Origin of the sequence: Albidovulum inexpectatum (assembly GCF_002927635.1) — a bacterium.
GTDB lineage: Bacteria > Pseudomonadota > Alphaproteobacteria > Rhodobacterales > Rhodobacteraceae > Albidovulum > Albidovulum inexpectatum.
Genome location: NZ_PRDS01000014.1, coordinates 22,561 through 33,245, shown reverse-complemented (window position 1 = coordinate 33,245; position 10,685 = coordinate 22,561). Strand labels below are relative to the sequence as shown.

The 10,685-nt window shown below is 66.6% G+C and carries 8 protein-coding genes and 1 pseudogene; 8 read left to right on the top strand and 1 reads right to left on the bottom strand.

What is annotated here, in order from left to right; translation table 11 throughout:
* The first annotated feature begins 343 nt into the window (after positions 1–343).
* From LV82_RS14305 to LV82_RS14270, 7 genes are all read left to right on the top strand, one after another.
* Positions 344–985 carry a lysozyme gene (locus LV82_RS14305; protein WP_104072831.1) on the top strand — a complete coding sequence of 214 codons (642 nt, stop codon included), beginning with the start codon at positions 344–346 and terminating at the stop codon, positions 983–985.
* Between the two features lie 5 nt (positions 986–990).
* A complete protein-coding gene (locus LV82_RS14300; RefSeq protein WP_104072829.1) occupies positions 991–1,221 on the top strand; it encodes a hypothetical protein in 231 nt (76 codons plus the stop codon).
* 110 nt (positions 1,222–1,331) lie between these two features.
* On the top strand, positions 1,332–1,574 hold the full coding sequence (locus LV82_RS14295) for a hypothetical protein (protein WP_146065185.1): 243 nt from the start codon (positions 1,332–1,334) through the stop codon (positions 1,572–1,574).
* Positions 1,571–2,458 (top strand): DUF2163 domain-containing protein, encoded by an 888-nt coding sequence (locus LV82_RS14290; protein WP_104072825.1) that lies wholly within the window; start codon positions 1,571–1,573, stop codon positions 2,456–2,458. Before LV82_RS14295 ends, LV82_RS14290 begins: the two co-directional genes overlap by 4 nt.
* Positions 2,458–2,910: an NlpC/P60 family protein gene (locus LV82_RS14285; RefSeq protein WP_104072823.1), complete on the top strand. Its 453-nt coding sequence runs from the start codon at positions 2,458–2,460 to the stop codon at positions 2,908–2,910. Before LV82_RS14290 ends, LV82_RS14285 begins: the two co-directional genes overlap by 1 nt.
* 2 nt (positions 2,911–2,912) lie before the next feature.
* Positions 2,913–7,433 carry a baseplate multidomain protein megatron gene (locus LV82_RS15195; RefSeq protein WP_245873177.1) on the top strand — a complete coding sequence of 1,507 codons (4,521 nt, stop codon included), beginning with the start codon at positions 2,913–2,915 and terminating at the stop codon, positions 7,431–7,433.
* 7 nt (positions 7,434–7,440) lie between these two features.
* Positions 7,441–9,102 (top strand): DUF2793 domain-containing protein, encoded by a 1,662-nt coding sequence (locus tag LV82_RS14270; protein WP_104072821.1) that lies wholly within the window; start codon positions 7,441–7,443, stop codon positions 9,100–9,102.
* A 170-nt stretch (positions 9,103–9,272) separates the two neighbouring features.
* On the opposite strand, the gene LV82_RS14265 is transcribed toward LV82_RS14270, so the two are convergent.
* On the bottom strand, positions 9,273–10,205 hold the full coding sequence (locus tag LV82_RS14265; protein WP_104072819.1) for an IS5 family transposase: 933 nt from the start codon (positions 10,203–10,205) through the stop codon (positions 9,273–9,275).
* 279 nt (positions 10,206–10,484) lie between these two features.
* Between LV82_RS14265 and LV82_RS15295 the strand changes: the two are divergent.
* Positions 10,485–10,673, top strand: a pseudogene (locus LV82_RS15295) (integrase core domain-containing protein); the annotation flags it as partial.
* Positions 10,674–10,685: the final 12 nt, after the last annotated feature.

Here is a 10,685-nt window from a genome sequence, read left to right as displayed (position 1 = left end):
GGCGATAGCCATTTGCGCAGGGCGCGAAAGCCGCACGCCGAATTCTCGAACCGCTTCGCCGTCTGCGTCTCCAGATGAAAAACGTCGAGGTGGGATTTGGAAATGTCGATCCCGATGCTATGCTCCGTCATCTTCGCCAGTCCTATTCTTGTCATGCGTGGCTCAAACACGCGTATCCGTTCAGGCCCATGGTGAAGGCGGCGGTCGATCCTACTCAGAAACGGTCCTGAAGACCCAGGCCTCCTCGATCCAACCGCCGCCACTGCCCGCCATCAATGGCGTGGCGGGCAGTGGTTCCCTTCTAACCACGGAACCTCCCGTCTTCATAAGACAAGGTAACCCCATGCACATGACCGACCGGGGCCTTCTGGCCCTTGCCCGGCACGAGGGGATCGTGCCCGGGCCCTACCGCGATTCTACCGGCACCTGGACCTTCGGCATCGGCCACACGGCAGCCGCCGGGCCGCCCGATCCGGCCACCATGCCGCGCGGGATGCCCGCAGACCTGGACGCGGCGATCCGCGAGGCGTTCCGGGTCTTCCGCGCTGATCTGGCCCGCTACGAGCGCGATGTCGCAGATGCCGTGACCGTCCCGCTCGCCCAGCACGAGTTCGATGCGTTGGTGAGCTTCCACTACAACACAGGCGGCATTGCGCGGGCAGCGCTCACCTGCCACCTGAACGCCGGCAATCGCGTTGCCGCCGCCAACGCGTTTCTGAACTGGCGCAAGCCCGCGTCCATCATCCCCCGCCGCGAGGCCGAGCGTGACCTGTTCCGGGAGGGCAGCTACACGGGCGGCCCGATCCCGGTCTGGTCGGTGGATGCGCAGGGCCGCGTAGATTTGTCCCTGCCGATCCGGCTGCTCAGAGAGGACGAGGCTTTGGATCTACTTCGGTCCCCAATGCTTGAGCCGTCCCCCGTCCCGCCACCCAACTGGTTCGCCCGGCTGGCGTCCTTCTTTTCCACACTGATACGGAGGGCCTGATCCCCATGCGCTACATCCGACCCAATTCGCTCACCTGGTGGGCGGGGCTGCTCGCCATGCTGACCGGCATCGCCTCCGTCACGCTGCCCGCCACCGGCCCGGTTGGCGAGTTTTCCCGCCTGGTCGCGCTGCTGGCCGGCTCGGGCGACGCCTCGCCCGCCGGGCTGATCTTCCTCGGCCTCGGCCTGATCGGCCTGCGCGACCGGATCGAGAGGGGGTTCCGGGGTGATGAGTGAACTTCTGATCTGGATCATCGGCGCGGCAGCTGCCGTGGGCGGTGTCTTCATAGGTCGCCTGCTTGGTCGAGCAGAAGGCAGGCGAGTCGGACGAGAGGAGGCATATCAAGATGCATTTCGCAAACACTCAGAGCGGCTGGATGCGGGCCGCAAGGCGGTGCGCGACGGCCGCAACGCTGGCGATCCTGCTCAGCGGCTGCGCCGCAACGATGGTCACTGGTGATGCGGGCTGCGCCTCCTATGCCGAGGCACGGCTGGCACGGCCACCTGCGGCGACTGTCGCCACCGTGCCACCTGCATGGGCGACCTGGATCGCCGATCTCGATGACCGCATGACGGGAACCTGCCGATGAAATCCCTCTCACCCGCACTGCAGGCCCATCTCGACGAGGGCACGACGACGCTTGCGTGGTGCTGGCGGATCACCCGGGCCGACGGGCAGGTGTTCGGTTTCACCGATCACGACCGGTCGCTCAGCTTTGAGGCTACCCTCTTCGAGCCGGAAAGCGGCTTTGCGGCCTCCGAGCTGCGCGCTTCGGGCGATCTCGCGGTCGATGCGCAGGACGCCGAGGGCGTTTTGCGGTCAGGCACCATTACCGAGGCCGACATCGCCGCCGGGCTCTGGGACGGGGCGGCGGTCGATGTCTGGCGGGTGAACTGGCAGGATACCAGCCAGCGCGTGCTGATGCGCCGGGGCGCCATCGGCGAGATCCGGCGCGGGCGCGTGGCCTTCACCGCCGAGATGCGCAGCCTCGCGCACGTTCTGGATCAGCCCGTGGGACGAAGCTTCCAGGCCGGCTGCGATGCGGTGCTGGGCGACGGGCGCTGCGGCATCGATCTCGAGAACGCGGCTTGGAAGGGCACGGGTGCTGTCGCGGTCCCACTGCGCGACCGGGTGTTCTCGGCTTCCGGCCTTTCCGGCTTCGCGGCGGGGCTGTTCAGCTTCGGCACGCTGACCTGGGACAGCGGCGCCAATGCCGGCCGGAAGGTGGAGGTAGAACGCCACGAACTGGCCGCCACCGGCGAGGCCGTCATCACGCTGCTGGAGCCGCCCGGCAGTCCCATCGCCGCAAACGACGCCTTCACCATCCGCGCCGGCTGCGACAAGGCCTTTGCCACCTGCCGTGACCGCTTTGCCAACACCGTCAACTTCCGGGGCTTCCCCCATATCCCCGGCAATGACACCGTGCTGCGCTACGCCTCCCAAGGCCGGGCCAATGACGGGAGCGTTCTGTGATGGCGGGCTTCATCCATCGCCCTGCCGCTCGGGCGAAGGTGATCGCTGCGGCCCGCGCCTGGCTCGGCACGCCCTATCACGACCAGCAAAGCGTCAGGGGCGTCGGCTGCGACTGCCTCGGGCTTGCGCGCGGCATTTGGCGCGAGGTGGTGGGGCCGGAGCCCTTTCCGATCCCGCCATACAGCCGCGACTGGGGCGAGGCCGGGCCGGTCGAAGTGCTCGCCGAGGGCGCCCGCGGCTGCATGATCGAGGTGGCGGCGGATGATCCGCCACCCGGCGCGCTCGTGATGTTCCGCATGCGCGAACGGGCCATCGCCAAGCATGTGGGCATTCTCACCGACAACGGAACTCTCATCCACGCCCGCGAGCGGCTGGGCGTGATCGAGGAACCCTTCACCCGATCCTGGCGGCGGCGCCTCGCCTTCGCCTTCCTGTTTCCTGACGAGGTCTGACCATGGCCACGCTCGTTCTCGGGGCCGCCGGCGCCGCCATCGGCGGGTCGGTGGGCGGCGCCGTCCTCGGTATCTCGGCCGCCACCATCGGCGGGGCGATCGGCACCATGGCCGGCTCGGTCGTGGACAGCTGGATCGTGGGCGCGCTCCAGCCCGACCAGCGATACGAGGGCGCAAGGCTCGACAGCCTGCAGGTGACCTCCGCCACCGAAGGCGCCACGATCCCGCGCGTCTTCGGCCGTATGCGATTGGGTGGCAACATCATCTGGGCCACCGACTTTACCGAGCATGTGAGCACCACCACGCAAGGCGGCGGCAAGGGCGGTGGGCCGAGCGTCACCACCACCGAATACAGCTACACCGCTTCCTTCGCCGTGGCATTGTGTGATGGCCCGATCACCGGCATCGGCCGCATATGGGCCGATGGCGAGCTTCTGGATACGTCCACCATCACCTGGCGCTGGTATCCGGGCGACGAGGCGCAGGCGGCGGACCCGTTCATCGCCGCGAAGATGGGGTCCGAGGGCGCGCCGGCCTGGCGCGGCACGGCCTACGTGGTGTTCGAGGAACTCGACCTCACGCCATTCGGCAACCGCATTCCGCAGCTCTCCTTCGAGGTGTTCGCGCCCGTAGCCGACGCGGACACCGCCGAAGGCGCCATCCGGGCGGTCACCATGATCCCCGGCGCGGGCGAGTTCGTCCATGCCTCCGAGCCGGTGATGCGGACCGAAGGCGCGAAGACCACGCCGGAGAACGTGCATGCCGAGACCGACCGGGCCGACTTTCTGGTTTCACTCGACCGGCTCGAGGCACTGGCGCCGGGGGTTGAAAGCGTGTCGCTGGTGGTCTCGTGGTTCGGCGACGATCTGCGCTGTGATCGCTGCCAGATCAAGCCGGGCGTCGAGACCGCCACCAAGACCACGACGCCACAGGTCTGGCAGGTGAACGGGCTGGACCGCGCCTCGGCGCATCTCGTTTCGACCGATGCCGAGGGGCGTCCTGTCTATGGCGGAACCCCGAGCGACGCGGCCGTTGTGCAGGCGATCAAGGAGCTGAAGGCGCGGGGCTATCGCGTGACCTTCTATCCGTTCCTTCTCATGGATGTCCCCGAGGGCAACACGCTGCCGGACCCATATTCCGACAACGCCGCCGCAATCGGCCAGCCGGCGTTGCCATGGCGCGGGCGGATCACCTGTTCGCCTGCGGCGGGCTTTGCGGGCTCGGTGGACAAGACGGCAACGGCCGAGGCCCAGGTCGCGGCGTTCTTCGGCAACGCGCAGATCTCCGACTTCGCCGTCTCGGGCGAAACCGTCTCCTGGACCGGCGGCAATGACTGGGGCTGGCGGCGGATGATCCTGCATTACGCCCATCTCTGCGCGGCGGCCGGCGGGGTCGATGCGTTCCTGATCGGCTCGGAGCTTCGCGGGCTCACGCAGATCCGCAATTGCGAGCGAGGCTATCCGGCCGTGGCACAGCTTCAGAGCCTCGCCGCCGATGTGCACGCGATCCTCGGGCCGTCCACGAAGATCAGCTACGCGGCGGACTGGTCGGAATACAACAACCACCAGATAGACGAACCCTATACGGACCTGCTGAGCGCAGCATTCGCAGACACGGCGATCTCCGCGCCGCTGGCATCGGGGGTATCTCTTCAGTCTCGCAGGCTGCTGCCCGACTACGGCCAATGGCGTCTCAATTCGAGCATCGGGTCGGCCCCCGATCCGGCGGCGGTCACGCTCGGACGGCGCGTTGCGTATACGACCGACATGTATGCGACCACGTTCCAGTTGATAATCGACATCGACGCCACGGGTTTAAGTCCGGGCGAGACGGTGACATATTCTGACACCCTTGTGACCAATCACCCGAGCGGTTTGACTTGGAACGACCAGATCAAGCTGATCGGCTATACGCAGGCTGATCTCGACGCCATTGACCCGGACGGATACCTCTCCGGCTCCTTGCCGGGCACCCAGCTGGCAAACCGCAATCTCATCGGGTCGGGGTCAGGCACACTGGAGAGAAGCCTCTCCTGGACGGTGGATCGCACCGATATCGCCATGATCCGTGTGGTGGTCGAGCTGGAGGAGCCCAAAGGCGGCGGCAGCTATCTGGCATGGTATGAGTGCCCGTCCGTCACTGTGGACCGGCCGTCGAGCTCGCTTGCCTTCCATCTCGATCCGCTCTGGGCGGACGCCAACATCGACTTCATCGGCATCGACAACTACATGGCCGTAAGTGATTGGCGCGACGGGTTCGAACACGCCGATGCGCAAGCCGGCTGGCACGCCATTTACGACCGCGCCTATCTGCAATCGAACATCGAGGGCGGCGAGGGCTTCGACTGGTTCTATGCGAGCGATGCCGACCGGGACGCGCAGCTGCGCACGCCGATCACCGACGGCGCCTATGGCAAGGATTGGGTGTTCCGCGCCAAGGACCTGCGCAGCTGGTGGTCGAACGCGCATCATGACCGCCTCGGCGGGGTGGAAAGCGGAACGCCCACGGCATGGGTGCCGGAAAGCAAGCCGATCCGGTTCACCGAGTTCGGCTGTCCGGCCATCGACCGGGGCACGAACCAGCCGAACGTCTTCTTCGACCCGAAGTCCTCGGAAAGCGCGGCGCCGTATTTCTCGCGGGGGTGGCGCGACGATGCCATCCAGCGGGCCTATCTCGAGGCCACCGCGCTCTACTGGGGCGACCCTGCGCACAATTCGGTCTCCAGCGTCACCGGCCTGCCGATGATCGACACCGCCGACTGCGCGGCCTGGACCTGGGACGCGCGCCCGCATCCCTTCTTCCCGGCGCTCACCGACGTGTGGTCGGACGGCGACAACTGGCGGCTCGGCCACTGGCTGACCGGTCGGCTGGGGTCCGTGTCGCTCGCAGCCCTCGTGCGTCACCTCTGCCTCGCGGCCGGAATGGACGCCGCGCATATCGACGTCTCCGGCCTCTGGGGCGCGGTCGAGGGTCTGACCATCACCGCCATCGAAAGCCCGCGAACCACGCTCTCCATGCTTGCGCGACACTTCGGCTTCGATGCGGTCGAAAGCGAGGGCGTGATCCGCTTTGTCATGCGTGGGCGCGCAGCGGTGGCCACCCTCACGCCTGGCGATCTCGTGGCGGGCAACGCCGAGGACATCGAGCGCAGCCGCGGCCAGGAGACCGAGCTGCCCCAGGTCCTGCGCTGGAGCGTGGCGCGCGCCGACGAGGATTACGACAGCGCCCTGGTCGAGGCCCGGCGCATCATCACCGGCGCGGTGCGCGTGACCGCCGAGAGTTTTCCCGTGGCCGTCGCCCCCGAGGAAGCCGAGCGACGCTGCCGCCGCGCCCTGATGGAGGCCTGGGTGGGCCGCGAGCACGCGAGCTTCAGCCTGCCGCCGTCGCGGCTGGCACTGGACCCGGGCGACGTTGTCGAGTTCGCGGACGGCGCCACAACCGAGTTCCGCCTGTCCACGCTCGCCGACGGCTTCGCCCGGCGGATCGAGGCGACCCGACAGGACCGCGAGGCCTACGACCTTGCGCCGGGGGCGCCGCGCGCCGCTGCCGTGGCCCGCTCGGTGCCGCTCGGTGCGCCGCAGGTCGCGATCCTCGACCTGCCGCAGTTGACCAGCGCCCACACGCCGCCGCGCCCGCTCATTGCCGTCGATGCCGATCCCTGGCCGGGCACCGTTGCGGTGCTGCGCAGCCCGGAAACATCGGGATGGTCGTCCTTCGCCACGATCACCCGCCGCGCGCGGATCGGCTCGCTGGTCACCGACCTGCCGACGGGGTCCGCCTGGCGCTGGGATCGGGGCACGGCCCTCGAGATCGACCTTCCCTGGGGCCAGCTTGAAAGCGTCACCGACCTGCAGCTCTTTGCAGGCGCCAACGCATTCGCCGTTGAGAGCGCACCCGGCGCCTGGGAAATCCTGCAAGCCCGCGATGTGGCGCTCGTCGCCCCCGGCCGCTATCGCCTGACCACGCTCCTGCGCGGCCAGCGGGGGACGGAAGCGGCCATCGGCAACCCGGCCCCGGCCGGTGCGCGGGTCGTGGTGCTGGACGCGGCCGTGGCGGAACTGCCGTTCACGGCCGGCGAGATCGGGCTGCCATGGAACCTCGCCGTGGGGCCCGCGACAAGGCCGGTGTCGGATCCGAGCTACTCAATGCTGTCCCTGACGCCATCGGGCATATCGCTCCGGCCCTTCGCGCCCGTGCATCTCGGGGCGACGGCCGAGCCCACGGGCGACATCACCCTTTCCTGGACGCCCCGCTCCCGCGCCCCCGCGGCTGACAGCTGGACGGCGACCGATGTGCCGATCCTGGACACGCCCGAGGCTTGGGAGATCGACATTCTCGACGGCGCCACCGTGAAACGCACACTGGCCACCGGAACGACCAGCGCCACCTACACCGCCGCCCACCAGACGGCAGACTGGGGCGCGGTTCTCGCACCCGGCGCAACCCTGACCATCCGCGTCACCCAACTCTCGCCAACCGTCGGACGCGGCAGCCCTGCCGAGGCCACCCTTACCATCACATGAGGCTTCCATGACGACGCCAAACCTCGCGCTTCCCTACATCGCCGCCGCACAGGCGCAAAAGCATGTCACCCACAACGAGGCCCTCGATCGGCTCGACGGGCTGGTGCAGCTTGCGGTCAAGGACAGGGATCTGACCGCGCCACCCGCGAGCCCCGCCGAGGGCGACCGCTACATCGTGGCACCCGGCGCCACGGGTGCATGGGCCGGCTGGGATGGCGATCTGGTGCTGTTCTCCGGCGGGGCGTGGGTCCGGCTCGCGCCGCAAGCGGGCTGGCGCGTCTGGATCGAGGATGAGGCGGTTCTGCTGGTCTTCGATGGCGCAAGCTGGCGAGATTTCATGCAGAATGTCCCGATGCTCGGCATCAACACCACGGCCGACGCCACCAACCGGCTGTCGGTGAAGGCGGACGCGACGCTGCTGAGCCATGACGGCGCCGGGCATCAGGTCAAGATCAACAAGGCGTCGGACAGCAATACCGCCAGCGTCCTGTTCCAGTCGGGCTGGACGGGGCATGCCGAGATGGGGCTGATGGGCGGCACCGGGTTCTCGGTCAAGGTGTCCGGCGATGGCACGACCTGGACCGAGGCCCTGTCGATCGACGGGACGGGTAATGTCGGCCTCGGCATCACGACCCCGACCGAGAAGCTGCACGTGGCCGGGGACGCATGGCTGGAAGGTGCCTCAGCGTCGATCATATTGAAAAATACCAGCGGAACGACGGGGTACCAGAGTGTCGGCCTTGTGAGTTCAAGCGATTCGTTCTTCATCAAGTCACTCGATGACAACGGCGTGTTCATCTCCAATGACTACCGCATTTCCCGGGATGCCAGCGGCGCGACATTTCACCAGTGGTTTGTGGCAGGTGTGACGCTGGGGAGGTGGACCGCAACGGGGCTTGGGGTAGGTATTACCAGTCCGACTCGGAAGTTGAGTGTATATGACACTGCCAACCAGTCCGTAGCACGGTTCAAGGCCACCAATGCTGCATTCACATCTAATGTGGTTGATATCGACACAGACATCTCTGCCAGCAGCGCGTTCAACCTGATCCGTATGACCACGAACGGTTTTTCTGACCCTAAATTCCGCGTGGCGGGCGACGGCGCGACCTACGCGGACGGGGCCTATTCCGGGGCTGGGGCCGACTATGCCGAGATGTTCGAATGGGCCGATGGAAACCCCGACGCCGAGGACCGGCGTGGGCTGGCGGTGGTGCTGGAGGGCGGCAAGGTACGCCCCGCGCAGCCCGGAGAGGAACCCGTCGGCGTGGTCTCGGCCAACCCGACGGTGCTGGGCGATGCGGCGGGCAATGCCTGGTCCGGCAAGTACCTGCGCGACGATTACGGCGCGGTGATCGAAGAGCCCTGCGAGTACCTGTCGTGGAACGCCGGGACGGAGGACGATCCGGAACCCGTCAGCTACATGGCCGACCGCCTGCCCTCTGGCGTGGTGCCGCCGGCGGATGCGGTCAGGACGGCGGGCACCCGGCCGGCGCTCAATCCGGCATACGACCCGGCCCGGCCCTACACGCCGCGCGCCGAGCGGCCCGAATGGGTGGCGGTGGGCCTCATGGGCAAGCTGCGGCTACGCAAGGGCCAACCCACGGGCGCGCGCTGGATCAAGCTGCGCGACGTGTCGGATGCGGTCGAGGAATGGCTGGTGCGGTGATGCGTTGTTCTTCACATGACAGAGACGGGTCGGCCCTGATAGGACATCACTGACGACAACAATCCGATGTCATGTGGCAGGTGTCTCAATTCTCGTCGATTCTGGCAACTGCCCCCAACTCTGTTCCGTAAATCAGGTGGCGGCCATGCCTCCCCTTTCCCCGGACACACTTATCCCACCGCCTCTGTGACGGGTATGCCGAGTGCGGTGAAGTCGTTCATTACGGCAACACGAATCTGAAGTTCGGCGACCTGGCAGTCAGGTCTGCGTGCCATCAGCCGTTGGCCCAGCAGTTTTAAGCAGTGCATCTTTGTCTCGACGCGGCTCCGGCGGTGGTATCCGCTCCATTTTCGCCAGAGTGCCCGTCCAAGGTACTTCGTCGCCCGGAGGGCATCGTTGCGCGCAATGGCTCCTGCCGGGGCGGGCTTCCAGGGTTTTGCGTTCTTGCGGGGCGGGATTACGGCATTTGCCCCGCGGTCAGCGATGGCATTGTGACACTTGCGGGTATCGTAGGCGCCGTCTGCGGTGACACTGCCTATCTCCTGAGCGGGCGGGATCTGGTCGAGCAGTTCCGGCAACATGGGTGCATCGCCAATATCGCTGCTGGTGAACTCGACCGCTCGGATTTCCAGTGTTTTCTCGTCGATCCCAAGGTGAACCTTGCGCCAGACGCGGCGTTTGGAGCCGCCATGCTTGCGGGCATTCCACTCCCCTTCGCCCTCGACCTTGATCCCGGTACTGTCGATGAGCAGGTGTAGCGGCCCCTGCGAACCCCGATACGGGATGTTCACGGCCAGCGTTTTCTGGCGGCGTGACACGGTGCTGAAATCCGGCACCGACCAGTCCAGCCCGCTCAACCGCAAAAGGCTTTCGACGAAGCCGGTCGTCTGCCTGAGCGCCATGCCAAACAGAACTTTCATCGTCAGGCAGGTCTGGATCGCGGCGTCGCTATAGGTAGGCTGTCGACCACGCTTGCCGGTCGGCTTGGCCTCCCACGTCATCTCGGGATCGAACCAGATTGTCAGCGAGCCCCGGCGCTTAAGCGCTTCGTTGTAGGTCCGCCAGTTCCTGATCTTGTAGGTCGGGGGTGATGGTCTGCTCATGCCTCCCAGCTATCACGCTGGAGTCAAGGGATGAATCCCCAATTCGATTTGCGCAACAGAGCCGCGCAGAACCAGAACGGCGGCAGGAAGCACATGCTGCCCGGTCAAACATCCATATGGGAACTTCCAGAAGCCGGTCCGACCGGCGGCCGGTGAGATTGCACCGGAACACGGCATCGCCGGGCTTGTCGATCACAGAATGGACATAGACCGATCTGCCGAACCAGGGATGCCATGGATAAGGAACCTCGCGCCGGTCGGTAACGTGGGTGTTCTGGCGTTCAGTTGTACAACGAGGAAAGGCCCCATTCGGCACTCGGCTATCAGACACCAAAGGCATTTGCCGAGCGCCTGTTCACCGCAACCGGCAGCAGCGCTGCGCCAGATGAAAGCTCCGCGCAGCTGCCGGTTGCTCAACCTGCGCCAATCGGCGTATCAACCCAAAGGACTCTGATCCCAAGTGGATGAAAGTTCAGTGGC

Excerpts from the sequence above, each read along its gene's own strand:
- LV82_RS14305 (WP_104072831.1), top strand. The coding sequence starts at position 344 with ATGCACATGACCGACCGGGGCCTTCTGGCCCTTGCCCGGCACGAGGGG.
- LV82_RS14300 (WP_104072829.1), top strand. The coding sequence starts at position 991 with ATGCGCTACATCCGACCCAATTCGCTCACCTGGTGGGCGGGGCTGCTC.
- LV82_RS14295 (WP_146065185.1), top strand. The coding sequence starts at position 1,332 with ATGCATTTCGCAAACACTCAGAGCGGCTGGATGCGGGCCGCAAGGCGG.
- LV82_RS14290 (WP_104072825.1), top strand. The coding sequence starts at position 1,571 with ATGAAATCCCTCTCACCCGCACTGCAGGCCCATCTCGACGAGGGCACG.
- LV82_RS14285 (WP_104072823.1), top strand. The coding sequence starts at position 2,458 with ATGGCGGGCTTCATCCATCGCCCTGCCGCTCGGGCGAAGGTGATCGCT.
- LV82_RS15195 (WP_245873177.1), top strand. The coding sequence starts at position 2,913 with ATGGCCACGCTCGTTCTCGGGGCCGCCGGCGCCGCCATCGGCGGGTCG.
- LV82_RS14270 (WP_104072821.1), top strand. The coding sequence starts at position 7,441 with ATGACGACGCCAAACCTCGCGCTTCCCTACATCGCCGCCGCACAGGCG.
- LV82_RS14265 (WP_104072819.1), bottom strand. The coding sequence starts at position 10,205 with ATGAGCAGACCATCACCCCCGACCTACAAGATCAGGAACTGGCGGACC.